General features: G+C 62.4%; 19 protein-coding genes and 1 tRNA gene. 6 read left to right on the plus strand and 14 right to left on the minus strand.

The window, feature by feature from the left end:
- The first annotated feature begins 7 nt into the window (after positions 1–7).
- The 4 genes from EJB06_RS32290 to EJB06_RS27710 are packed head-to-tail and all read left to right on the plus strand — an operon-like array spanning position 8 to position 7441.
- Positions 8–2083, plus strand: a complete 2076-nt coding sequence (locus EJB06_RS32290; RefSeq protein ID WP_198420932.1) for an ATP-grasp domain-containing protein — start codon at positions 8–10, stop codon at positions 2081–2083.
- On the plus strand, positions 2080–3270 hold the full coding sequence (locus EJB06_RS27700) for an MFS transporter (protein ID WP_126077266.1): 1191 nt from the start codon (positions 2080–2082) through the stop codon (positions 3268–3270). Before EJB06_RS32290 ends, EJB06_RS27700 begins: the two co-directional genes overlap by 4 nt.
- On the plus strand, positions 3267–4352 hold the full coding sequence (locus EJB06_RS27705) for an efflux RND transporter periplasmic adaptor subunit (RefSeq protein ID WP_126077267.1): 1086 nt from the start codon (positions 3267–3269) through the stop codon (positions 4350–4352). The genes EJB06_RS27700 and EJB06_RS27705 overlap by 4 nt, the downstream gene beginning before the upstream one ends.
- Positions 4349–7441 (plus strand): efflux RND transporter permease subunit, encoded by a 3093-nt coding sequence (locus tag EJB06_RS27710; RefSeq protein ID WP_126077268.1) that lies wholly within the window; start codon positions 4349–4351, stop codon positions 7439–7441. The genes EJB06_RS27705 and EJB06_RS27710 overlap by 4 nt, the downstream gene beginning before the upstream one ends.
- A 263-nt stretch (positions 7442–7704) precedes the next feature.
- Here the strand turns inward: EJB06_RS27710 and EJB06_RS27715 are convergent, their stop codons facing one another.
- The gene (locus EJB06_RS27715; RefSeq protein ID WP_126077269.1) at positions 7705–8127 is read right to left on the minus strand and encodes a DoxX family protein; all 423 of its coding nucleotides are present in this window, start codon (positions 8125–8127) and stop codon (positions 7705–7707) included.
- A 48-nt stretch (positions 8128–8175) separates the two neighbouring features.
- A complete protein-coding gene (locus tag EJB06_RS27720) occupies positions 8176–9024 on the minus strand; it encodes a pirin family protein (RefSeq protein WP_229427324.1) in 849 nt (282 codons plus the stop codon).
- A gap of 105 nt (positions 9025–9129) precedes the next feature.
- Between EJB06_RS27720 and EJB06_RS27725 the strand changes: the two genes are divergently transcribed.
- The gene (locus EJB06_RS27725; protein ID WP_126077270.1) at positions 9130–10020 is read left to right on the plus strand and encodes a LysR family transcriptional regulator; all 891 of its coding nucleotides are present in this window, start codon (positions 9130–9132) and stop codon (positions 10018–10020) included.
- Positions 10021–10028: 8 nt separating this feature from the next.
- Here EJB06_RS27725 and EJB06_RS27730 read toward each other — a convergent pair whose 3' ends face one another.
- From EJB06_RS27730 to EJB06_RS27740, 3 genes are read right to left on the minus strand one after another with little or no spacing between them, the layout of a single operon-like run.
- Positions 10029–10553: a L,D-transpeptidase family protein gene (locus tag EJB06_RS27730; protein WP_126077271.1), complete on the minus strand. Its 525-nt coding sequence runs from the start codon at positions 10551–10553 to the stop codon at positions 10029–10031.
- A gap of 23 nt (positions 10554–10576) precedes the next feature.
- Positions 10577–10969, minus strand: a complete 393-nt coding sequence (locus EJB06_RS27735; RefSeq protein ID WP_126077272.1) for a hypothetical protein — start codon at positions 10967–10969, stop codon at positions 10577–10579.
- 8 nt (positions 10970–10977) lie between these two features.
- The gene (locus EJB06_RS27740) at positions 10978–11412 is read right to left on the minus strand and encodes a hypothetical protein (protein WP_126077273.1); all 435 of its coding nucleotides are present in this window, start codon (positions 11410–11412) and stop codon (positions 10978–10980) included.
- Between the two features lie 372 nt (positions 11413–11784).
- Here EJB06_RS27740 and EJB06_RS27745 point away from each other — a divergent pair, with 372 nt between their 5' ends.
- Positions 11785–12540, plus strand: a complete 756-nt coding sequence (locus EJB06_RS27745; RefSeq protein ID WP_164558058.1) for a hypothetical protein — start codon at positions 11785–11787, stop codon at positions 12538–12540.
- Positions 12541–12944: 404 nt separating this feature from the next.
- Here the strand turns inward: EJB06_RS27745 and rpoC are convergent, their stop codons facing one another.
- The 9 genes from rpoC to EJB06_RS27790 form a co-directional block, all read right to left on the minus strand.
- Positions 12945–17180 (minus strand): DNA-directed RNA polymerase subunit beta', encoded by a 4236-nt coding sequence (rpoC, locus tag EJB06_RS27750; RefSeq protein WP_126077275.1) that lies wholly within the window; start codon positions 17178–17180, stop codon positions 12945–12947.
- Positions 17181–17329: 149 nt separating this feature from the next.
- Complete coding sequence (gene rpoB, locus EJB06_RS27755; RefSeq protein ID WP_126077276.1) at positions 17330–21436, minus strand: DNA-directed RNA polymerase subunit beta; 4107 nt, start codon at positions 21434–21436, stop codon at positions 17330–17332.
- Between the two features lie 254 nt (positions 21437–21690).
- Complete coding sequence (gene rplL / locus EJB06_RS27760; RefSeq protein WP_126077277.1) at positions 21691–22065, minus strand: 50S ribosomal protein L7/L12; 375 nt, start codon at positions 22063–22065, stop codon at positions 21691–21693.
- 58 nt (positions 22066–22123) lie between these two features.
- Positions 22124–22663 (minus strand): 50S ribosomal protein L10, encoded by a 540-nt coding sequence (gene rplJ, locus EJB06_RS27765; RefSeq protein WP_126077278.1) that lies wholly within the window; start codon positions 22661–22663, stop codon positions 22124–22126.
- Between the two features lie 326 nt (positions 22664–22989).
- Positions 22990–23685, minus strand: a complete 696-nt coding sequence (gene rplA, locus EJB06_RS27770; protein ID WP_126077279.1) for a 50S ribosomal protein L1 — start codon at positions 23683–23685, stop codon at positions 22990–22992.
- Entirely contained in the window at positions 23685–24116 is a 432-nt protein-coding gene (gene rplK / locus EJB06_RS27775) for a 50S ribosomal protein L11 (protein ID WP_054265745.1), read from the minus strand. The genes rplA and rplK overlap by 1 nt, the downstream gene beginning before the upstream one ends.
- 160 nt (positions 24117–24276) lie before the next feature.
- Positions 24277–24906, minus strand: a complete 630-nt coding sequence (nusG, locus tag EJB06_RS27780) for a transcription termination/antitermination protein NusG (protein ID WP_126077280.1) — start codon at positions 24904–24906, stop codon at positions 24277–24279.
- Between the two features lies 1 nt (position 24907).
- Positions 24908–25294 (minus strand): preprotein translocase subunit SecE, encoded by a 387-nt coding sequence (gene secE / locus EJB06_RS27785; protein WP_126077281.1) that lies wholly within the window; start codon positions 25292–25294, stop codon positions 24908–24910.
- A gap of 34 nt (positions 25295–25328) precedes the next feature.
- Positions 25329–25404 (minus strand) — tRNA-Trp (locus tag EJB06_RS27790).
- Positions 25405–25543 lie beyond the last annotated feature (139 nt).

The raw sequence follows: 25543 nt of genomic DNA on the forward strand, positions 1-25543 counted from the left end.
AAACACCATGGCACACCTGTTAATGATCGAAAGCTGGGTCGGCGGCACCGGCCGCATCTTCCCCGCCACCATCACCGGCGCCGGCCACACCTACACCTTCGTCACGCGCAACCGCGGCCACTACCTGGACGGCGCCGACACTCCGATCCACCCGGTACTGGCGCATGCCGCCAATGTGTTCACCACCGAGACGAACGACGTGCCGGCGCTGATCGCCTTTTTGCGCGCCCAGCACCGCGTGCTCAAATTCGACGGCGTAGTGACCATCTGCGACTACTACATCGACACGGTGGCCCAGGTGGCGCAGGCGCTCGAATTGCCGCAGGCATTCTGCAGCAATGTGGCGATGGTGCGCCGCAAGCACCTGGTGCGCCAAGCGCTGGAAAAAGCCGGCCTGCCCAATCCGGCGTTTGCCGCGGTGACCTCGTGGGACGCGGCGCGCGCGGCGGCGCGCGGCATCGGCTACCCGCTGATCCTCAAGCCGTCCGACCTGGCGTCGAGCGCGTTTGTGAAGCTGGTCAAGGATGAAGACGAACTGCATGCGGCGTTCAGCGCGCTGGAGGCGTTCCCGGTCAACTTCCGCGAGCAGGCGCGCGAGCCTCTGTGGCTGCTGGAAGAGTACATGAAGGGCGAGGAAGTCAGCGTCGAGGCCTGCACTTTCGGCGGGAAGACGACCATCATCGGCGTCACCGACAAGAGCCTGACCGGTTTCCCCTACTTCATCGAGGACGGCCACATGTTCCCGGCGCGGCTCGACGGCGACGTCACCGAATCCGTGTGCGAGCTGGTGACGGCGGCGCTGGAAGCGGTCGGCCTCGACCACGGCATCAGCCACACCGAAGTGAAGATCACGCGCAAGGGACCGCGCATCGTCGAGATCAATCCGCGCCCGGGCGGCAACTACATTGCGGAGCTGATCGAGCGGGTCACCGGCATCGAATTCCTGTCCGCCCAGATCGACCTGGCGCTCGGCCGCCAGCCCGACCTCACGCGCAAGGACACCGGCGTGCACAGCGCCGCCATCAAGTTCCTGGTGCCGCAGGGCGCTGGACTGGTCAAGTCCATGACCGGGATCGACAGCGTGGCCAATGCACCGCACGTTGCGCGCGCGCTGATCGCCAACGCCACCGGCAAGCAGCTGGCCGCGCCGATCGACAATGCCTGCTACCTCGGCCACGTGGTGGCGGTCGATCCCGAAGGCCTGGATGCGCGCAAGTATGCCGAAAAGGCGCTCGCCCGCATCGAGATCGGCTTTGCGGCGGAAGGCAAGGAGCCGGCCCCACCGTGGAACGTGGCGGGCCTGATCGAAGACGTGCAGGCTGGCCTGTACGGACCGGCGCCGGCGTCCATGCACGTGGTCGGGGCCTCGTGGATTTCGCAGAGCACTCGCTTTCCGGGCACCCAGCAAACCTACCGCAACTACTACCTGGTGCTGCGCGTCGGCGCGGCCTTCGGCGCCTGCTGCGTCGAACGCGACGCGCTCGACCCCACCATTGCGCCGGCGCTGGCCGGGTCCAGCGTGGCCGACCTGCTGGTCGATCCGCGCCTGCCGGTGCGCATCGCCGCGCTGGACGCCTACCTGAACGCGGTGCGCCCGGCGCGCGAGTCGGCGCTGGCGCAAGCCATGCTGCTGCCGGCCGGCGCGCCGCCGGTGCGCGCCGTGGCGCGCGACAATGCGATTGCGGCGCTGGTATCGATCAAGCCGGGCCAGCGCGTGGGCCTGATCGGCGTGGTCAACCCGCTGGTGGAAGCCATTACCCGGAACGGCGGCATTTGCCTCCCATGCGACTTCAATATGGAGCGCACCCAGAGCGGGCTGGAAGTGGCGCGCGACATGCTGCCCATCCTGGAGCAGGCCGACATGATCATCGCCACCGGCATGACCCTGTCCAACGGCTCCTTCGACCAGATCCTGATGGCGGCGCGCCGGCGCGGCATTCCGCTGATCGTGTACGCGCAGACCGGCAGCGGCATCATCCCGCGCTTTTTGGGAGACGGCGTGGCCGCGGTGTGCGCCGAGCCTTTCCCGTTCTCGCAGTTCAGCGCCGACCCGACCGCCGTCTACCTGTACCGCGCGCCATGACCGTACTGTCCGACCAGGTGCGCAAGCGCGGGCTCAATGCGCTGCTGGTGTACACCTTCCTGATGGTGGTCGGCTTTGCCATGCTGATGCCGCTGGTGAGCGTGCATTTTGTCAGCAATGCCGGCATGGCGGCGGCCGTGGTCGGCGGCGCCCTGGCGCTGCGCCAGATGACGCAGCAGGGGCTCGCGCTGGTGGGCGGCATGCTGGCCGACCGCTTCGGCGTGCGGCCCATGATCTGCCTCGGCGTGCTGCTGCGCGCCGCCGGCTTTGCCAGCCTGGCGTTCGCCGACGATGGCTTGAGCCTGTGCGTAGCGATGGTGGTATCGGCGCTGGGCGGCGCCTTGTTCGAAGCACCCTACCAGGCCGCGATTGCGGCCTTGACGACCGAGGAAACGCGGCCGCGCTACTACGCGCTCAGTAACTGGGTCAGCGGCATTGCCAGCACCGTCGGCCCGCTGGTCGGCGTGGCGCTGCTGCACGTGGACTTCCAGATGGTATGCCTGGCGGCGGCGGCGTGCTTTGCGCTCAACTGCGGCATCGCCCTGTGGATGCTGCCGCCGCTGGCCGCCCCGGAGGCGCCGCGTACGATGACGCACCGTCTCGGCCTGGTCGCGCGCGACCGTCCCTTCTTGCTGTTTACCGCCCTGATGATGGGCTACTGGTTCGTGGCGGTGCAGATCAACATCAGCTTCCCGCTGCTGGCCGAGCGCCTCAGCGGAAACCAGGACAGCGTGGGCATCATGTTCGCGCTCAGCGCCGGCCTGACGGTGCTGCTGCAATACCACCTGCTGCGGGTGGCGGAAAAGTGGCTCTCGACCCAGCAGATCCTGGTGCTGGGCGTGACCATCATTGCGCTCGGTGCCGGCGCGATCGCGCTGGCGCAGTCCTTTGCCGCCTTCCTCGTGTGCGTGGCGGCGTTCTCGATCGGGGCGATCCTGGTACGGCCGACGATGCAGAACCTGATCGCCAGCATGGCCAATCCGCAGGCGCTGGGCACATTCCTGGGTTTCAGCTCGCTCAGCCTGGCCCTCGGCGGCGCGATCGGGAACGTGACCGGCGGCTGGCTGGTCGAATTCTCCGGCGCGCGGCAATGGCCGCAGCTGCCGTGGATGATCTTTTGCGCGGTCGGGCTCCTGAGCGCATTCGGCCTGTTCCGCCTGGCGCCACGCGCGCGGGAGGCCGCATGAACAGGCAGCATGCGATGGCGATGCTGTGCGGCGCGCTGGCCGTGGCCGGCGCGGCGCGCTACTGGAGCACGTCCGCACGCGCCGAGGCGCCACCGCCCTCCCCACCCGCCGTCGTGGTCAACACGGTGGTGCCGGTGGTGCGCGACGTGCCGGTGGTGCTGCGCGCGACCGGCACCGTGACCCCGACCAGCGTGGTCGACGTGCATGCGCAGACCACCAGCACCGTGAAGCAGGTGCACATCCGCGAGGGCCAGTTCGTCAAGGAAGGCCAGCTGCTGTTTTCGCTGGACGACCGTGCCGGACGCGCCAACGTGGAGCGCGCGCAGGCGCAGGTGATGCGCGACGAGGCGGCGCTGGCCGGGCTGGAACAGCGCTACCGGCGCAGCGTGGAGCTGCTGGACCAGCAGTTCATCGCCGTCACCGCGGTCGATACCCTGCGCAGCGAGGTCGATGCGGCGCGCGCGCTGCTGCGGGCCGACCGGGCGGCGCTGCGGGCCGTGCAGGTGGACAGCGGCTACAGCACGATCCGCGCGCCGATGGCGGGCCGGGTCGGCGCGGTGGATGTATATCCGGGCAGCCTGGTACAGGTCAGCACCAAACTGGTCACGGTCGCGCGGCTCGATCCGATCGCGGTGGCGTTCACGCTGCCGGAATCGAACGTGGGCGAGCTGCTGGCGGCGCAGCGGCGCGGCGCGGTGGCGGTCGAGGCCAACCGGCGCAGCGGCACGCTGAGCTTCATCGACAACAGCGTCGACCCGGTAGCCGGTTCGATCAAGGTCAAGGCGAGCTTCGACAATGGCGACGCCGCGCTGTGGCCGGGCCAGTACGTGGACGCGCGCGTCACCGTGCGCACCCTGCGCGGCGCGGTCGTCATTCCCCAGGCGGCGATCGTCGCCAGTCCCGCCGGGGCCTTTGTGTACGCGGTGGGACAGGACCGGACGGTCAGGCAGGTGCCGGTGACGCGCCTGCACGTCTTTGGCGCGAGTGCGGCGGTGACCGGCCTGGCGGGCGGCGAAACCATCGTCACCGAGGGCAAGCAGAATCTCAAACCCGGTGCGCGCATCGAGGCGGGCAAGGGATGAACCTGTCCGCCCTGTGCATCGAGCGCCCGGTGATGGTGGTGCTGCTGTCGGTCAGCCTGGTGATTGCCGGGCTGCTGGGGTACCGCTTCATTCCGGTGTCCGCCCTCCCGAGCTACAACACGCCGGTCATCAACGTGCAGGCCAACCTGCCGGGAGCAAGCCCGGAGACGATGGCGTCGTCGGTGGCGCTGCCGCTGGAAAAGGAGTTCTCGGCGATTGCCGGCGTGAGCCTGATGACCTCCACCAGCACCCTGGGCGCGACCTCGCTGACCCTGGAATTCGGCCCGGCCATCGACATCGACGCCGCAGCGGTCGACGTACAGGCGGCGCTGCTGCGGGCGCAGCGCGCACTGCCGCGCGAGATGACCGAGCTGCCCTCGTACCGCAAGGTCAATCCGGCCGAGGCGGCGGTCCTGTCGATGGAAATGACGTCGCCGTCGATGGATTTGTCGGAGTTGAACGACTACGCCGAAAACCTGATCGCCCCGGCCTTGTCCGGCCTTCCCGGCGTGGCGCAGATGACGGTGCTGGGCCAGAAGCGCTTTGCCGTGCGCGTGCGCGCCGATCCGGGCCGCATGAAGGCGCGCGACCTGTCGATGGATGAACTGTCGGCCGCGCTGCAGGCGGCCAACGCCAATTCGCCGCTCGGGGTGCTGGACGGACCGGCGCAGACCATGGTCATCCAGGGGAACGCGCAGCTGCTCAGGGCAGCCGACTACGCGGGCCTGATCGTGGCCATGCGCGGCGGCCAGCCGGTCAGGCTGGAAGACGTGGCCGATGTGGAAGACAGCTACCAGTCGGTGCGCTCGGCCACCAGCTTCAACGGCGAACGGTCGATCGTGCTGCTGCTGTTCCGCCAGTCCGATGCGAATACCGTGGCCGTGGTGGACGCGGCAAAGCGGACGCTCGAGCGTCTGCGCGCGCAACTGCCGCAGTCGGTCGCGGTCAGTCTCATCAACGACCGCTCGGTATCGGTGCGCGAGGCCATGCATGACGTGAACATCACGCTGGGGCTGACCATCGCGCTGGTGATCCTGGTGATTTTCCTGTTCCTGCGGCGCGCCGCCGCGACCATGATTCCGGCGCTGACGATTCCTGTTTCCCTGCTCGGAGCGCTGCTGCTGATGTACTGGCTCGGTTACAGCCTGAATAACGTGACGCTGCTGGGGATCACCCTGGCGGTGGGGCTGGTGGTGGACGATGCCATCGTGGTGCTGGAAAATATCGTGCGCCATATCGAAGCCGGCAAGAGCCCGGTCGATGCGGCCATGACCGGCGCGCGCGAAGTGAGCCTGACGATCGTATCGATTTCGATCTCGCTGGCGGCGGTGTTCATGCCGATCTTTTTCATGCCGGGTGTGATGGGATTGCTGTTCCACGAATTCGCGGTGGTGGTGTCGCTGGCGGTGCTGGTGTCGGCGCTGGTGTCGCTTACGCTGGTGCCCATGCTGGCGAGCCACTGGCTGCATGAAGACGAACAGCACGTGGCGGACAAGACAAGCCTGTTCGGCCGCCTGGAACGGGCGTACGCCGGCTCGCTGGAGCGCGCGCTGGCGCGGCGCGGCCTGGTGCTGCTGGCGGCGCTGGCCATCCTGGCGCTGACGGTGGGACTGTATGCCGCCATTCCCAAGGGCCTGCTGCCGGAAGAAGACCTGGGCCAGATCCGCGTGTCGACCGAGGCATCGGAAGACATTTCGTCCTCCGCCATGCTGGCGCTGCACATGAAGGTGGCGGCGGCGGTCAGGGCCGATCCGAACGTGCGCGATGTATCGTCCTCGGTCAGCGGCGACAACAGCGGCAGCCTGTTCCTGCTGCTGAAACCACGCGGGCAGCGCGCGCCGATGGCCGAGGTGGTCAAGAGCCTGAAGCGCGCCACCAGCGGGATCGCCGGCGTGGCCGTGTATCTGAAACCGGTGCAGAATTTCCAGGTCGGCGGGCGGCCCAGCAAGAGCCGCTACCAGTACACGCTGCAAAGCGTGGGCGCCGGCGGGCCCGACGAATGGGCTTCCGCTTTCCTGGAGCGGATGAAGGCCGACCCGCGCTTTGCCGACGTGACCAGCGATGCGCGCAACCGCGGCTTGCAGGCGCGCTTGAAAGTGGACCGCGACAAGGCGGCGGTGCTCGGCGTGCGCATCGCCGACGTGCGCAGCGCCTTGTATTCGGCCTTCGGCGAGCGTCAGGTGGCGACCATCTACGGCACGGCCGCGACCTATTCGGTGATCCTGGAATCGGCGCAGGCCGAACGCCAGTTCGAGGATGCGCTGGGCCATGTATCGGTGCGCAGCAAGGGCGGTGAGCTGGTGAACGTGTCGAGCTTCGCGACAGTGGAGCGCGCCCTCGGGCCCTTGTCGGTCAATCACCAGGGGCAGCTGCAGGCGATCACGCTGTCGTTCAACCTGGCGCCCGGCGTGGCGCTGGGCGAAGCGACAGGGACGATCGACGCGATGGCGCGCGAGATGAAGCTGCCGGCGTCGATGGTGGCGCGTTACGGCGGCGATGCGGCGGTGTTCCAGGAAGCGCAATCGAGCCAGGTGTGGCTGATCGTGGCCGCGCTGGGCGTCATCTACATTCTGCTGGGGGTGCTGTACGAAAGCTATATTCATCCGCTGACCATCCTGGCGGGGCTGCCGTCGGCGGCGGTGGGCGCGCTGCTGACCCTGTGGCTGTTCGGGATGGAGCTGACCATGATTGCGGTGGTCGGCATTTTGCTGCTGATCGGGATCGTGAAGAAGAACGCGATCATGATCATCGACTTCGCCCTGCACTTGCAGCGCGAGGAAGGCATGGCGCCGGAGCTGGCGGTGCGCCAGGCTTGCCTTTTGCGCTTCCGGCCGATCATGATGACGACCATCGCGGCGCTGATGGGCGCCCTGCCGATTGCGCTGGGATGGGGTGCGGGGGCCGAGTTGCGCCAGCCGCTGGGGTTGGCCGTTGTCGGAGGGCTGGTGTTTTCGCAGTTGATCACCTTGTATGTGACGCCGGCGATGTATCTGGCGCTGGACCGGTTCGATCGCAAGAAAAAGCGTTCACCGGATAAATCGGTGCGGCGCCTCCGACATGAGCCGGTCGTTGGCGAATCGGTCGTTTAGCGCATTCCTTCCGGTGTCCATCCGGTGCCAGGTCTGACATTCGGACACGAGCCCTGTCCATCCGGTGCCAGGTCTGACATTCGGACACGAGCCCAGCTGTGTCCATCCGGTGCCAGGTCTGACATTCGGACACGAGCCCAGCTGTGATTTTCTGCTCAGTTCGTGTCCGTTTGTCAGACCTGGCACCGAAGTGGACACGCACTGGTCTCAGGCCAGTTGGCGGCGAGCCGGCGTGGACGATTTGTCATCCAGNCGCACTGGTCTCAGGCCAGTTGGCGGCGAGCCGGCGTGGACGATTTGTCATCCAGGCTGTAGGCACCGGCGCCAAAGGCGACTACTTGCAGCAGGCCACCGGCCATGGACAGGTTTTTCAGCAGGTGAATCAACTGGTTCTGGTCGCCGATCGCATTGTGGAACGCCAGGCCGGTTACGATCGAGAACAGCGCCAGGCCCAAGGCCACCAGGCGGGTCTTGAATCCCAGGGCGAGCATCAGGCCGCCCACCACTTCCACCGCAATCGCCACCACCAGGCCGACCGAGGCCAGCGGCAGGCCCATGGCCTCGATGTAGCCGATGGTGGCCGCCGGCGCCAGAATTTTACCGACCCCGCTGAAGATGAAGATCGCTGCCAGCAGCAAGCGGCCGATGACGGGAACGACGGACGTGTTTGGATTGGTGGTATTCATGGTATTTCCTTTCGAGTGTTTTAAATGTTCAAGACGTGGTGTTAGTGCTTACAACAGGTTTGCCGCGCGCAGCTGCTTGCCGATGCGATCGATTTCCTTTTCTCCCTTGACCAGTGCCGCGGCGCTGGTGTGGACCGAGTAGTCACCGGTGACCAGATCGTGCGGATGCTTCGGGGCGGAACCGAGCACGAATTCGGTGGCCCCTTGGGCGACGAAGCCGATGGCGCCCTCGCCTTCGTCGAAGACCGCCACTTCGCGTCCGATCACCGTGCGCGCCGTTTGCAGGGCGCCGCTGGCGACCGAGACCCAGGCCACGTCGTGGCCGGCCGGCGGCGTGTAGGTCCAGTGTTCGCCGTCGGCCAAGCTCACGTGCAGGTAGTTGATCGGCGCGCGCGGACGGATCAGGCTGCTTGCCTCGCCATACTTGCCGATGATGACGCGGGCCGGGCCATGGCGCTGCACTTGCTGCGGCGCCAGGTACTGGCTTTGCGCGGGGCCGTTTTCGTCTTCTTCCGGCAGGGCCAGCCACAGCTGAAAGCCTTCGGCACGCTGGCCGGGAACGGCGCCGCCGCCGTGCCAGACGCCGCCGCCGGCGCTCATCCACTCCACGCCGCCGGTGGGCAGGATGCCCTGGTTGCCGGTGGTTTCCTTGTATTCCAGCGCGCCGTCGAGCAGCACGGTGACGGTGGCGATGCCCGAATGCGGGTGCATGCCCATGTTGCTGCCGCTGGCGCCGAGCTTGAACAGGTCGAGGAAGACGAAGGGCTTGATCAGCTGGCCGATATCGCCAGGGCTGACCAGGCGGGTGATGCCGCCGTGGCTATGGCCGGCGGACCGCACGGCGAGTTGGCGTTGCGCTGCCGCGATTGGTTTAAGTTGCGATTGATTCATGTCCATGATGTTCGTCCTTGTTTGTTGTTAGTGCATGAGTGAATCTTATGCCTCCTTCACGCATCCAAGAAGCCTATATAATTAGATCGATAGTATCCAAGGAGTAGATATATGCTGGACGGGATGTCGATGGACCAGTTGCGCACCTTCATTGCGGCAGCCGATGAAGGAAGTTTTTCGGCCGCCGGGCGCAAGCTGCGGCGCGCGCAGTCGGTGGTCAGCACCACCCTGGCCAACCTGGAGGCGCAGGTGGGATTTGCCCTGTTCGAACGGACCGGGCGCTATCCGCAATTGACCGAGGCGGGCCGGGCGCTGCTGGAGCTGGCGCGCGCGGCCGCGCACGGCATGGATGAGTTCAAGGCCAAGGCGCGCAGCCTGGCCGAAGGGCTGGAACCGGAGCTGGCCGTGGCGGTCGATGTGATGTATCCGATCGCCCACCTGACGCGCGCGGTCCAGGCCTTTCACCAGGCGTTTCCGTCGACGCCCTTGCGGCTGTATGTGGAGGCGCTGGGCGCGGTGCTGCAGCCTTTGCTCGATGGGCAGTGCCGGGTGGCGGTGATTGGCTCGCTGCCGGAAATTCCGGCGGCTTGCGCATCCGAATATCTGCTGAGCGTGGCGGCGGTGACGGTCGTGGCGCCAAGCCATCCGCTGGCGGCGGTGAAGGGCATGGTGGTGCGAACTGTGGCGGCCGAGCATATCCAGCTGGTGCTGACGGACCGCTCAGCGCTGACGGCGGGGCGCAATTTCGGTGTCCTGTCGCCGCGCGTGTGGCGCCTGGCGGACCTGGGCGCCAAGCACGCGTTCCTGCGCGCGGGATTGGGATGGGGCCACATGCCGCTGCATATGGTGCAGGCCGATCTCGCCAGCGGCGCGCTGGTGCGGGTCGAGCTCGAAAGCGCTGCGACATCGGCAGCGGGATTTTCGATGCATGCGATTCATCTGGCCGACAACCCGCCGGGCCGCGCCGGGCGCTGGTTCATCGAGCAGCTGAAACAGGGCTGAGGTACTGGCTATGGCCGGATGCTGACCTTGTCCCCGGGGCGCACGAGCTCGTACAGCTCGCGCATCTGCCTGTCGTCGAGGGCGACGCAGCCCCAGGTCCAGTCGCTGCCGGCGCCCTTGCCGTGGATAAAAATATCGCCGCCGAGCGGCGTGTGCTGGGACGGTGCGCGGCCTTGCTCGATGGCCGCTGCGATCGCCGCGTACTGCGCGCCCGAAATCACGCCGGCCTGGCGGCCGCGCGCGGCGTCGTTCAGGTTGGGGTAGCTGATGCCGAGCGAGAGGTAGTACTGGCTCCGCGGATTCTTGTGCGTGATGACGTAGCTTCCCTCGGGCGTCTTGCGGTCGCCCTGGCGCAGCTTGTGGCCGACGGGCGAGCCGCCCAGGCCGATCCTGAAGGTGCGCGTCACGCCGTCGCCCTTGTATTCCAGCACGCGCTTGGATTTGACGACGGTGATCTGCGCGGCCCACGCGGGAACGGCCAGCGCGCAGAGAAACAGGGCCAGCGAGGCGGCCCAGCCAAGTCGTTTAATCATGTTTATCTCGTTCATTCATCGCATCACCACCACGCATTGCGGAACCAGTCTTTTCGGATGCCGATGAGGAATGCGGGCATCAGAATCAATAGCGCCGCCGTGACGATGCACAGCCATGATGCCCAGAGCGGGAGCATCAACATGTGGTGAAAAGCGGTTTCCTGTTGCGCCACGTCGTCGAGCGGAATGGCCGACAGGGAGACGAGGAAGGCCGCCGTCACGCTGACGCAGGAGACCAGGAAACGGCCCCACGCAACGCGCCGGTACAGGCCCGCGATGGCCGCGCATGTCCAGATGAAGAACACCAGCATCATCACATTGTGCATATCAAGAACGAAGCGCCATCCGAACCAGGCGGCCAGGTACGCCAGGACAGCGAAGAGAACATATCGGGCAAGGCGGGCGTACAAGGGCATGGGAAGCATCATGAATGATCGGCGCCGGACAGCGGCGCTGCGGAAAACAGCTTGCTGACGGACGAATAATAAGCCAGCGCCAGAATGGCGCCCCAGATCATTGCGCATAGTTCCGCCAGCAGGGAATCGAGCCACGACACGACTGAGGTTCCCATCAAGGGCAGGAGCACCAGGCCGAGCACGGTGAACACGAGCGAGAACGTGCGCGCCCACGATTTGAACATGAACATGCCCGCCAATCCGGCCAGCGAGCCGATGGCTAAAGGAAGAACGATCGATAGCGAGAGCGGCAGATTGGCGACGTCCCAGGCGGGCGGCTCGGCTTCCGATGCCGCCTGCATTGCGGGGGAGATGAGGTCGGAGGAGTAAAAGGCCGCCGCCAGTGTCGCGACCGACAGGACGATGTACAGGCACAGAAGCAGGCGAAAGCGATACGCGGTCATGGTCAGTGCGCAGTGCGCTCGAAATGGCGTTGATAAATGAGCCTTGGAAATGACACAAGACTGTGGACTGCTGTTTTTCCAATGTTATTGGAAAAACAATCCGCACCTTAGCATTGCGCTCACCGGGGCGCAAGGAAATCCCCTCGGCCAATCCCGCAAAGGTAGCGCGGTCAGCGTTCAGGCGCAAGCCGCTGACGGCCAGGTGTAAGTGTCGTTGATAGCAGCACGGCGTTTGCTGTACACGCGCTTGACAGGCAGCGCCCCGCTGCCGCAAACAATCCTTTATTAATCAACCACTTGCGGATACCTGCATCGTGGCACAACGCTTGCGTATAGATGAGTACGGAAAACTCTTGAGCAAGCGGGAACACCATGACAGCAGCGGCATACGAACAACTCAGGACCGAAGCTTATGCACTGGCGGGCGAACTGCCTGATTTGCAGCAGCGCATCAAACTGTATCGGCGCCTATATCATGAGTCCGGTAAGCGCCATGTCTTCGCGCTGATTGCGGCGCACGGCTCCTTATGGGCGACCGGTTATTTCAGATTGGGAAAGCTCGGTGCGCGCATCGCGTCGCTGCCGTCCCTGTGCATCCCCGGCAAGCGCGCGCGGCAGCTCGATGCCGTTGCCGTGTTTGCGGACCGTTTCCGCAGCATCAACCGCGAGGTCTGCGCCGAAGCGTATGCCATCTTCACGTACACGCGGCAATATGGCGGCAACGAGGTGATCCGGGCGGTGATCGGCGCGCGGTTCACGCGCTTGCTGGTCGACTGCCATGCGTCCTGCGCGGCCGGAACCGAGTTTCCCCGCTACAAGCGCGAACAATTGTTCCACGCCTTCCTGGCCTGGGAGCAGGACCATATCGTGGTGCCCAAGGTCGCGGAAGCCTTCGCCAGCTTCGACTGGCCCCTGATTGCGTGGCTGGCCAGGCGTCCGGCGATCCGGTTTGCCTACTTCGGCAAGCACAAGCGCTTGCGCTTTCGTGATTTTTCCAGCAAGGATGAAAGGCTGGCCGCCGGGATGCAAGCCTTCCGCATCGCGGAAGACCTGGGACTGCAGGCTGTCGACGATGCGCTGGACGGTAAGTCGCTGCCGGCCGGATACAATGGCCTCAAACAAGCGTGAATGGTGACATGATGAAGATTGAACTGTCGAGACGCGCCTACTGACCGATGAACAAGGCGAGGAAAAGGAGCGGCCGAGCTCCCCCTACGGGCCGCGAACGAATGGCTGGGAGAACCAGACCATCGGCGATTTTCTCGACGCTGCGCGCAGCTGGGGAGAGGCGTCGGCGGAAGGCTTGCAGTACTACAAGGTTCCAGAAAATCCATGGTGCCGCATGGCGCAGTTTTTGTGGATGGGTAAAATCTACGAGTGAAGAATGTCCCTCGCGCAAAGCACAGAATGCCAGACGGTCCCGGCGCCGCGCCCCGAAGAGCAGGATGACGGGGGAGGAATCAGAGAATCGACATAAAAAAACGGCACCGGGATTGCTCCTCGGTGCCGTTTTCGTGTGCGCCTAAGCCAGGTTACGCTTCGTCGCTGTGCTGTGCCGCGGTGTTGTCTTCCATGGCTTGCAGCTCGGTCGCCATGTTCGCCTTTTCAGCGTCCAGCAGCGCCTTGCGCTCTTCCACTTCCCACGCCTCTTTCTCTTTCTTGGCGCGGTGGAAGGCCAGACCGGTACCGCCAGGAATCAGGCGGCCGACGATGACGTTCTCTTTCAGGCCGCGCAGACCGTCGCGCTTGCCCATGATCGCCGCTTCCGTCAGCACGCGGGTGGTTTCCTGGAACGATGCCGCCGAGATGAACGAATCGGTCGACAGCGAAGCCTTGGTAATACCCAGCAGCACGTTTTCGTACGTTGCAGGGATCTTGCCCAGGGCGATCACGCGATCGTTTTCGTCCAGCAGCTCCGAACGCTCGACCTGTTCGCCGACGATGTAGTTGGCATCGCCCGCTTCCACGATCTGCACGCGGCGCAGCATCTGGCGCACGATCACTTCGATGTGCTTGTCGTTGATCTTCACGCCCTGCAGACGGTACACGTCCTGCACTTCGTCGACGATGTAACGCGCCAGCGCTTCGATACCCAGCAGGCGCAGGATGTCTTGCGGATCGGCCGGGCCGTCCACGATCATCTCGCCCTTGTTCACCACCTGGCCGTCGTGCACCAGCACTTGCTTGTCCTTGGTAATCAGGAACTCGTGCTTGTTGCCGTCCATGTCCGTGATTTCCAGACGCTGCTTGCCCTTGGTTTCTTTACCAAACGCGACAGTACCCGTGACTTCCGCCAGCATGCCGGCGTCTTTCGGCGAACGCGCTTCGAACAGCTCGGCAACCCGTGGCAGACCACCGGTAATGTCGCGCGTCTTCTGCGATTCGGTCGGAATACGTGCCAGCACTTCGCCGACCGATACCGCCTGGCCGTCCTTGACCATGATCAGCGCGCCGACCTGGAAGCCGATCGCCACCGAGTGTTCGGTGCCGGCGATCTTGACTTCTTCGCCCGCTTCGTTGAGCAGCTTGACCTGCGGACGCAGGGTCTTGGTCAGCGAACCGCGACGCTTGGCATCGATCGCCACCAGGGTAGCCAGGCCGGTCACTTCATCGACCTGACGTGCCACGGTGACGCCTTCTTCGACGTTCTCGAAGCGGACCGTACCGGCGTACTCGGTAATGATCGGACGGGTCAGCGGATCCCAGGTCGCCAGGGCCGTACCGGCCTTGATGACCATGCCGTCCTTGACGATCAGGGTCGCGCCGTACGGCACTTTATGACGCTCGCGCTCACGGCCGTGGTCGTCCGTGATCAGCACTTCGCCGGAACGGGAAATGACGATCTGGGCGCCCTTGCCATTGGTAACGTAACGCATGGTCGCGGTGAAACGGATGGTACCGTTCGACTTCGCTTCCACCGACGAGGCCACTGCCGCACGCGATGCCGCACCACCGATGTGGAAGGTACGCATGGTCAGCTGGGTACCCGGCTCACCGATCGACTGCGCAGCGACAACACCGACCGCTTCGCCGGCGTTGACCAGCATGCCGCGGCCGAGGTCGCGGCCGTAGCACTTGGCGCACAGGCCGAAGCGCGTGTCGCAGGTCAGTGGCGTACGGACCTTGACTTCGTCGATCGACAGGCGTTCGATTTCTTCGACCATGTCTTCGTCGAGCAGGGTGCCGGCTTCGTACAGGGTTTCCTGGGTTTCAGGATTGACGACATCATGCACGTTGACACGGCCGAGGATACGGTCGCGCAGCGGCTCGATGACTTCACCGCCTTCGACCATCGCCTTCATCAGCGCGCCGTTGGTGGTGCCGCAATCGTCCTCGATCACCACCAGATCCTGGGTCACGTCGACCAGGCGGCGGGTCAGGTAACCCGAGTTCGCGGTTTTCAGTGCCGTATCGGCCAGACCTTTACGAGCGCCGTGGGTCGAAATGAAGTACTGCAACACGTTCAGGCCTTCGCGGAAGTTCGCGGTAATCGGCGTTTCGATAATCGAACCATCCGGCTTGGCCATCAGGCCTCGCATACCGGCCAACTGGCGAATCTGGGCTGCCGAACCGCGCGCGCCCGAGTCGGCCATCATGTAAATCGCGTTGAACGATTCCTGGGTCGACTTGGTGCCGTCGCGCTTGATGACGTCTTCGACCTTGAGCTGGTCCATCATGGCCTTGCCGACTTCGTCCGAGGTCTTGCCCCAGATGTCGACCACCTTGTTGTAACGCTCGCCGGCGGTCACCAGACCCGAGGCGTACTGCTGCTCGATCTGCTTGACTTCGGATTCGGCGGCCGCGATCAGGGTGACCTTCTGCGGCGGTACCAGCATGTCGTCGACCGCGATCGAGATACCGGCGCGCGTTGCCAGGCGGAAGCCCGACTGCATCAGCTTGTCGGCGAACACGACGGTGGCGCGCAGGCCGCACTTGCGGAACGAGGTGTTGATCAGCTTCGAAATCTCTTTCTTCTTCAGGGCGCGGTTCAGTACGGAGAACGGCAGGCCCTTCGGCAGGATTTCGGACAGGATGGCGCGGCCGACCGTGGTTTCGTAGCGCGTGACGGTGCGCACGAATTCGCCGGTCTCGGCATCCTTCGGGTTCTCGACGATACGCACGGTGATGCGGGTCGTCAGTTCGACTTCCTTGTTGTCGTAGGCGCGGATCACTTCAGACACGTCGGTAAACAGCATCCCTTCGTTCTTGGCGTTGATCGCTTCGCGGGTCGCGTAGTACAGACCGAGCACGATATCCTGGGACGGCACGATCGACGGTTCGCCGTTCGACGGGAACAGGATGTTGTTCGACGCCAGCATCAGGGTACGCGCTTCCATCTGCGCTTCGATCGACAGCGGCACGTGGACCGCCATCTGGTCACCGTCGAAGTCGGCGTTGAATGCCGCGCAGACGAGCGGGTGCAGCTGGATCGCCTTGCCTTCGATCAGGACCGGCTCGAAGGCCTGGATACCCAGGCGGTGCAGGGTTGGTGCACGGTTGAGCATGACCGGATGTTCGCGGATCACGTCTTCCAGGATGTCCCATACGACCGGTTCCTGGATCTCGACCAGCTTCTTGGCGGCCTTGATCGTCGTTGCCAGACCCATCAGTTCGAGCTTGTTGAAAATGAATGGCTTGAACAGTTCCAGGGCCATCAGTTTCGGCAAGCCGCACTGGTGCAGTTTGAGCTGGGGACCGACCACGATGACCGAACGGCCCGAGTAGTCGACGCGCTTGCCCAGCAAGTTCTGACGGAAACGGCCGCCCTTGCCCTTGATCATTTCAGCCAGCGACTTCAGCGGACGCTTGTTGGCGCCGGTCATCGCTTTGCCGCGACGGCCGTTGTCCAGCAGCGAGTCGACCGCTTCCTGCAGCATGCGCTTTTCGTTACGCGTAATAATTTCCGGCGCGCGCAGTTCCATCAGGCGCTTCAGGCGGTTATTACGGTTGATGACGCGGCGATACAGGTCGTTCAGGTCGGAGGTCGCAAAGCGGCCGCCGTCCAGCGGCACCAGCGGACGCAGTTCCGGCGGCAGCACCGGCAGCACTTCCATGATCATCCAGTCCGGCTTGATGCCCGAACGCTGGAATGCCTCGAGCACTTTGAGGCGCTTGGCGTATTTCTTGATCTTCGCTTCCGACTTCGATTCCTTGAGCTCGACGCGCAGGGCTTCGGCATCGCGGTGGATGTCGATCGAGCGCAGCAGTTCACGGATACCTTCGGCGCCCATGAAGGCGGTGAAGTCGTCGCCGTACTCTTCGTACTTGGCGGCGTAGTCGTCTTCCGACATGATCTGGCACTTCTTCAGCGGGGTCATGCCGGGATCGGTGACCACATAGGCTTCGAAGTACAGCACGCGTTCGATATCGCGCAGGGTCATGTCCAGGACCATGCCCAGGCGCGACGGCAGGGACTTCAGGAACCAGATGTGCGCGGTCGGCGAAGCGAGCTCGATGTGGCCCATGCGCTCGCGGCGCACCTTGGCCAGGGTAACTTCGACGCCGCACTTTTCGCAGATCACGCCGCGGTGTTTCAGGCGCTTGTACTTGCCGCACAGGCACTCGTAGTCCTTGATAGGACCAAAAATCTTGGCGCAGAACAGGCCATCGCGTTCCGGCTTGAAGGTACGGTAGTTGATGGTTTCCGGCTTTTTGACTTCGCCGTAGGACCACGAACGGATTTTTTCAGGCGACGCCAGACCAATCTTGATCGCGTCGAACGTTTCGTTTTGCTGAACTTGCTTGAATAGATCGAGCAGTGCTTTCATGTATCACTCCAGGTGATGGAATTTCTATAGTACGTCTAACTCAACGTCGCCGGCGCTTGCTCCGTCGCCCCCGCAAAGGCGGAGGCCCAAGTTCGCGACTAAGCAGCGAACTTGGGCTCCCGCCTTCGCGGGAGCGACGAGGGGGAATATCAGTTACGTTCCAGGTCGATATCGATACCCAGCGAACGAATCTCTTTCACCAGCACGTTGAACGATTCCGGCATACCGGCGTCGATCACATGGTCGCCCTTGACCAGGTTTTCGTACACTTTGGTACGGCCGTTCACGTCATCCGACTTGACGGTCAGCATTTCTTGCAGCACATACGATGCGCCGTACGCTTCCAGTGCCCACACCTCCATCTCACCGAAACGCTGGCCGCCGAACTGGGCTTTACCGCCCAGTGGCTGCTGCGTGACCAGCGAGTAAGGACCGGTGGAACGCGCGTGCATCTTGTCGTCGACCAGGTGGTGCAGCTTCAGGACGTGCATGTAGCCGACAGTAACCTTGCGCTCGAACGATTCGCCGGTGCGGCCGTCGTACATCGTGACCTGGTTCTTCGACGGTGTCATGCCGAGTTTGGTCGCGATAGGCTCAGGATACGCCAGGTCCAGCATGCGGTGGATTTCCGACTCGTGCGCGCCGTCGAAGACCGGCGTTGCGAATGGCACGCCGTTCTTCAGGTTTTGCGCCAGGGTCATGATCTCGTCGTCGCTGAAGTTATCCAGGTCTTCCGATTTGCCGGTCTCGTTGTAGATCTGGCCCAGGAACTTGCGCACTTCCTGGATCTTGGCTTGCGCTTTCAGCATTTCGCCGATGCGCAGGCCCAGGCCCTTGGCTGCCCAGCCCAGGTGGGTTTCCAGGATCTGACCGACGTTCATTCGCGAAGGAACGCCCAGCGGGTTGAGCACGATGTCGGCCGGGGTGCCGTCCGCCATGTACGGCATGTCTTCGACTGGCACGATACGCGAAACCACACCCTTGTTACCGTGACGGCCCGCCATCTTGTCGCCCGACTGCAGGCGGCGCTTGACGGCCAGGTAGACTTTGACCATCTTCTGCACGCCAGGTTGCAGCTCGTCGCCCTGGGTCAACTTCTTGCGCTTCTCTTCGAAGGCCAGGTCGAACTGGTGACGCTTCTCGGCGATCGATTCCTTGATCGCTTCGAGGGCGGTGGCGGCATCGTCGTCGGCAGGACGGATATCGAACCAGTGGTACTTGTCGAGGTCGTCGAGGTACTCTTTGGTGATCTTCACGCCCTTGGCCAGCTTTTTCGGGCCGCCATTGACAACTTTACCAATCAGCATTTTTTCCAGACGCTGGAAGGCATCGCCTTCCACAATCCGCATCTGGTCGTTCAGGTCGAGGCGGAAACGCTTGAGTTCATCATCGATGATCTGCTGGGCGCGCTTGTCGCGGACGATGCCTTCACGGGTGAACACCTGCACGTCGATCACGGTGCCGACCATGCCCGAAGGCACGCGCAGCGAGGTGTCTTTCACGTCCGACGCTTTTTCGCCGAAAATCGCGCGCAGCAGCTTTTCTTCCGGGGTCAGCTGGGTTTCGCCTTTTGGCGTCACTTTACCGACCAGGGTGTCGCCTGCCTGCACTTCCGCGCCGATGTAGACGATGCCGGACTCATCCAGACGAGCCAGCTGGTTTTCCGCCAGGTTCGAGATGTCGCGCGTGATTTCTTCGGCGCCCAGCTTGGTGTCGCGTGCGACCACCGACAACTCTTCGATGTGAATCGAGGTGTAGCGGTCGTCCTTGACGACGTTTTCCGAGATCAGGATCGAATCTTCGAAGTTCAGGCCGTTCCATGGCATGAACGCCACCAGCATGTTCTGGCCCAGGGCCAGTTCGCCCAGGTCGGTCGATGCGCCATCGGCGATCACGTCGCGCTTGGCGACACGGTCGCCGACCTGCACGATCGGACGCTGGTTGATGTTGGTGTTCTGGTTGGAACGGGTGTACTTGATCAGGTTGTAGATGTCCACGCCGACTTCGCCCGCCAGTGCTTCGTCGTCGTTGACGCGAATCACCACACGGCCTGCATCGATGTAGTCGACCACGCCGCCGCGCAGCGCTTGCACGGTGGTGCCGGAGTCGACTGCCACGGTGCGTTCGATACCGGTACCGACGAAGGCTTTTTCAGGGCGCAGGCAAGGGACGGCCTGGCGCTGCATGTTGGCACCCATCAATGCGCGGTTCGCATCGTCGTGTTCGAGGAACGGAATCAGCGAGGCGGCCACCGAGACGATCTGGCCTGGGGCGACGTCCATGTACTGGATGCGCTCCGGCGAGACCAGGATCGTTTCGCCGGCTTCACGGGCGGACACCAGTTCATCCGACAAGGTGCCCTCTTTCGAGATGGTCGCATTCGCCTGGGCGATGATGTAGCGGCCTTCCTCGATCGCGGACAGATAGTCGATCTTGTCGGTGACCATGCTGTTTTCGACCTTGCGGTACGGCGTTTCCAGGAAGCCGTACTCGTTCAGGCGGGCAAACAGTGCCAGCGAGTTGATCAGGCCGATGTTCGGGCCTTCAGGCGTTTCGATCGGGCACACGCGGCCGTAGTGGGTCGGGTGCACGTCGCGCACTTCGAAGCCGGCGCGTTCGCGGGTCAGACCGCCAGGTCCGAGCGCGGAAACGCGGCGCTTGTGGGTGATTTCCGACAGCGGGTTGGTCTGGTCCATGAACTGCGACAGCTGGGACGAACCGAAGAACTCGCGGATCGCGGCCGAAATCGGCTTGCTGTTGATCAGGTCGTGCGGCATCAGGTTGTCCGCTTCGGCCTGGCCGAGGCGTTCCTTGACGGCGCGCTCGACGCGCACCAGGCCGGCACGGAATTGATTCTCCGCCAGTTCGCCGACGCAACGTACGCGACGGTTACCCAGGTGATCGATATCGTCGACTTCGCCGCGGCCATTGCGCAGTTCCACCAGGATCTTGATCACGGCCAGCACGTCGTCGTTCGACAGGGTCATGGCGCCGGTCAGTTCGTCGCGGCCGATGCGGCGGTTGAACTTCATGCGGCCCACAGCCGACAGGTCGTAGCGCTCAGGGCTGTAGAACAGGCCGTTGAACAGGGCTTCGACCGAATCTTCGGTTGGCGGCTCGCCTGGACGCATCATGCGGTAGATGGCGACCTTGGCGGCCATCTGGTCGGCGGTGTCGTCGATGCGCAGGGTTTGCGAGATGTAGCCACCCTGGTCGAGGTCGTTCGTGTACAGGGTCTGGATTTCGCCCACGGAGGCGTCGCGCAGGCGGCCCAGCACGTCTTCGGTCAGCTCGTCGTTGGCCGAGGCGATGACTTCGCCGGTGTCGGCGTCGACGATGTTCTTGGCCAGCACGCGACCCAAAAGGTAGTCTTCTGGCACGGAAATGTGCTTGATGCCCGCCGCTTCGATGTCGCGCACGTGCTTGGCGTTGATACGCTTGTCCTTCAGCACCAGGGTCTTGCCGGATTTGTCCACGATGTCGAAACGCGCGACTTCACCACGCAGGCGCTCGGACACGAATTCCATCTCGGCGCCTTCGGAGCGCAGGTTGAAATTGTCGAATACGAAGAAGTTCGCCAAAATCTGTTCGTGCGACATCCCGATGGCTTTCAGCAGGATCGTCACAGGCATCTTGCGGCGGCGGTCGACGCGGAAGAACAGGATGTCCTTCGGGTCGAACTCGAAGTCCAGCCACGAGCCGCGGTAAGGAATGATCCGTGCCGAGAACAGCAGCTTGCCCGACGAGTGGGTCTTGCCGCGGTCGTGTTCGAAGAACACGCCAGGCGAACGGTGCAGCTGCGAGACGATCACACGCTCGGTACCGTTGATGACGAACGAGCCGGTGGTCGTCATGAGCGGCAATTCGCCCATGTACACTTCTTGCTCTTTCATTTCCTTGACCACAGGCTTGGTCGGCGATTCCTTGTCCAGGATCACCAGGCGCACCTTGGCGCGCAGCGGCGACGCGAACGTCAGGCCACGCTGTTGGCATTCCTTGACGTCGAAGGCCGGGTCGCCCAGGACATACGACAGGAATTCGAGGCGCGCAAAACCATTGTGCGACACGATAGGGAAAATCGAGGTGAAAGCCGACTGCAGGCCGTCGTTCTTGCGGGTCGACGGGATGGTATCCGCTTGCAAGAAATTCTCGTAGGATTCGAGCTGTGTAGCCAGAAGGAAGGGAACGTTGTGAACGTTGGCGCGCTTCGCGAATGACTTGCGAATGCGTTTCTTCTCAGTAAATGAGTAGTGCATGGACACTCCGTGAGTGACAGAAAGGATGAGAATTCAGGAATTTCCAGGGCCGGGCGCGCACTAGAAAGGCCTCAAGTCTCGAACTTTTTGCCAGGTGATAAGAAGATAATACGTATACTACTGGGGACTGCTTAAGCGTTACTTATACGACAGGGACGACAAAAGAGCCAAAGCCGCATCCTCCCCCTTTCGGGAGAGGACCGCAAGCTTTGACTCCGGCGCAGAACTGAACGCCAAATAAGGCTTTGTTGCTATTACTTGATTTCGGCTTTCGCGCCAGCTTCTTCCAGCTTTTTCTTGCCGGCTTCTGCGTCAGCTTTCGAGATCGCTTCTTTCACGGTCTTCGGTGCGCCATCGACCAGGTCCTTAGCTTCTTTCAAGCCCAGGCCGGTGATTTCGCGAACTGCTTTAATGACGCCAACCTTGTTCGCGCCGAAGTCGGCCAGAACCAGGTTGAATTCGGTCTGCTCTTCAGCAGCAACTGCTGGACCAGCGGCGCCGCCGCCAGCGACTGCAACTGCAGCTGCCGATACGCCGAATTTTTCTTCGAATGCCTTGACCAGGTCGTTCAGGTCCATTACGGACATTTCGCCAACTGCTGCCAGGATGTCGTCTTTGCTAATTGCCATTTGAAACTCCTAAATTTTTTGAATAGATTGGTATTGACTAAAAAGAGCAGCGCTGCAATCAAGCAGCGGCTGGAGCTTCTTCTGCTGCTGCTTCTGCAACAGGAGCCGAACCTTCGCTCTTTTTGGCTGCCAGAGCAGCCAGACCACGTGCAAAGCTCGATACCGGCGTCAGCATCAGACCCATGATCTGGGCGATGAGGACTTCACGGCTAGGAATGCTTGCCAACGCGACAACAGCTGCTTTATCCAGCTGCTTGCCTGCGTAGTTACCTGCGGTAATGACCAGTTTGTCGTTGGTTTTAGCAAAGTCAGCGATGACTTTAGCTGCAGCAACGGCATCATCCGAGATCGAGTAGATCAGCGGACCGACCATCGAGTCGGCCAGGCCAGCAAACTGCGTACCTTCAACGGATTTGCGAGCCAGCGTGTTCTTCAGAACACGCAGGTACACACCCTGGGTACGCGCTTTGGCACGAAGTTGCGTCAAGTGACCAACCTGGATGCCACGATATTCGGCCACGACGATGGTTTGCGCAGTTGCTACTTTTGCGGAAACTTCGGCGACGACGGCCTTTTTGTCATTCAGATTGAGACCCACGGTCAACCTCCTAAAATGATGCGCGGCAAATGCCTTGCATCGGTTCGAACAACGGCGTCCGACGTTTAGAAGTACAACTGAGCGGATGAATTCACGCAGCGGGACTAACAAAACTTGCTCGGGTGCACCATCTGCGTTGGGTGATGTATTAACCTCCGGCCTGCCTGCTGCCTTCAGCCCAACGGTCTTTGATTGTCTGCCCGGGCTTGCGCCCGGACATCCCAAAGATTCGCCACGGCTTGCACCGTGGACTTAATTCAGTATGTCGGCGCCAGGGCGAACATCGCTGCGCGATGTCCGGCACGGGAACACCAACTTCTCAGCTCTTACGCTGCCAGGGAAGCCTGGTCGACGCGAACGCCGGCGCCCATGGTCGACGACAGGGCAACCTTACGCAGGTAAACACCTTTCGACGACGTTGGCTTGGCCTTGTTCAGCGCATCGATCAGCGCAACCAGGTTAGCTTTCAGGTCGGCATCAGCGAACGACTTGCGGCCGATCGTTGCGTGGATGATACCTGCCTTGTCGGTACGGTACTGGACCTGGCCGGCTTTCGCGTTTTTCACGGCGGTAGCGACGTCAGGGGTAACAGTGCCGACTTTCGGGTTAGGCATCAGGCCGCGTGGACCCAGGATCTGGCCCAGGGTACCGACGATACGCATGGTATCCGGCGAAGCGATGACGATATCGAAAGGCATGTCGCCGGCTTTGACGCGCTCGGCCAGGTCTTCCATACCGACGATGTCGGCGCCGGCGGCTTTGGCCTGCTCGGCTTTTTCGCCGGTTGCAAATACTGCAACGCGGACTTCTTTACCGGTGCCTGCTGGCAGGACCACGGAACCACGAACGACCTGGTCCGATTTCTTCGGATCCACGCCCAGCTGAACCGATACGTCGATCGATTCGTTGAACTTGGCGGTTGCGAATTCCTTGATCAGGGCCACTGCATTGTCAAAGCCGTAAGCCTTGTTGCGGTCGACCTTGGCCTTCATTGCCTTAACGCGTTTGGACAGCTTAGCCATTACAGACCCTCCACCGTGATGCCGATCGAACGAGCGGAACCGGCGATGATGCGCACTGCGGCATCCATGTCGGCAGCGGTCAGATCCGGCTGTTTGATTTTAGCGATTTCTTCAGCTTGAGCGCGGGTCAGCTTGCCTACCTTGGTGGTATGCGGCGTTGGCGAACCTTTGGTGATGCCGGCGAACTTCTTGATCAGGTAGGTCGCTGGAGGGGTCTTCATCACGAAAGTGAAGGACTTGTCCGCGAATGCCGTGATCACGACAGGAATAGGCATACCTGGCTCTTGACCCTGGGTCTGGGCGTTGAACGCCTTGCAGAATTCCATGATGTTCAGGCCGCGCTGACCCAGTGCTGGGCCGATCGGTGGGGATGGGTTTGCTTTACCAGCTGGCACTTGCAGCTTGATAAAACCAATGATTTTCTTTGCCATGATGGCTCCTATCTTGGATTGAGTAGTAGCGCCCCGCCGGTACAATCATGGCAGGGCTCCTCTTACCGGATTTCGCTGGACTGCCGCGGCGCTCCGATTAGGCGCTTTAGAAAAACTTGGATCCCCACCGTCGTGGGGATGTAATCGGCATGGATGCCGATTACACTTTCTCGACCTGGCCGAACTCGAGTTCGACTGGCGTTGCGCGGCCGAAGATGGTGACCGAGACGCGCACCTTGGATTTCTCGTAGTTGACTTCTTCGACGTTGCCGTTGAAGTCGGTGAACGGACCATCCTTGATACGTACCTGCTCGCCCACTTCGTACAGCACTTTTGGACGGGGCTTCTCGACGCCTTCTTGCATCTGCTGCATGATCTTGTCGATTTCGCGCGCGGGAATCGGCGTCGGCTTGTTCGACTTACCGCCAATAAAGCCGGTGACCTTGCTGGTGTTCTTGACCAGGTGCCAGGTTTCGTCCGTCATTTCCATTTCAACCAGCACATAGCCCGGGAAGAAACGACGTTCGGTGACCGACTTCTGGCCATTCTTGACTTCGACAACTTCTTCGACCGGCACCAGGATGCGGCCGAACTGATCTTGCATACCGGCGCGCTCGACGCGCTCGGTCAGTGCACGCATGACACTTTTTTCCATGCCGGAATAAGCGTGCACGACGTACCAGCGCTTGTTGCTGACTGGTACGCTCAGCGCTGCGCCTGCTTCTTGTGCCGGAACGTCATCGCCCGACACCGGAGCACCGGTCGCATCATCTTGCACATTTTCGCTCATTTTATTTCCAACCCAGGATCACGTCGTACAACAAAAATTCAATCGTCTTATCCGTGCCCCACAGGAACAGCGCCATGACGGTCACAAACGCAAACACGATACCGGTGATCTGCATTGCTTCTTTGGGAGCGGGCCAGACGACTTTTTTGGTCTCGCGGACCGATTCCTTGGCGAAGCTGAGGAATTCACGGCCACTGGACGAAGTCCACAAAAGCAGGACGGCAAAAACTAAACCAGCCGCGAGTGCGACAGCGCACATCCAAGCTGGTTTACTTTGGCCTTTCAGGTAGAAGAACCCGACGACCCCTGCAATCGCGGCAACCACTGCCAGCGCGACTTTAAACTTGTCGTTTGACGTGCTGACGGTTTGCACGGATTGATTAGACATACGTTTTTACTTTCGGTGCCCTGCACCAGAACGGTGGCAGGGACGGAGGGCATCGAACCCCCAACCTTCGGTTTTGGAGACCGACGCTCTGCCAATTGAGCTACGTCCCTACGTAAAACTTCAGTGGAATCAGAAATTGTACCATCGTGCGGCCGCTGATGGCAAGTCCTGATTTCGACGGGGCGCCGGACGCGTGTCCGGGCCCGCCCTAACTAATTACTTACCTGCTGCGTCGCCCAGAATCTTGGC

The organism is Massilia atriviolacea, from assembly GCF_003953935.1.
Taxonomy (GTDB): domain Bacteria; phylum Pseudomonadota; class Gammaproteobacteria; order Burkholderiales; family Burkholderiaceae_D; genus Telluria_A; species Telluria_A atriviolacea.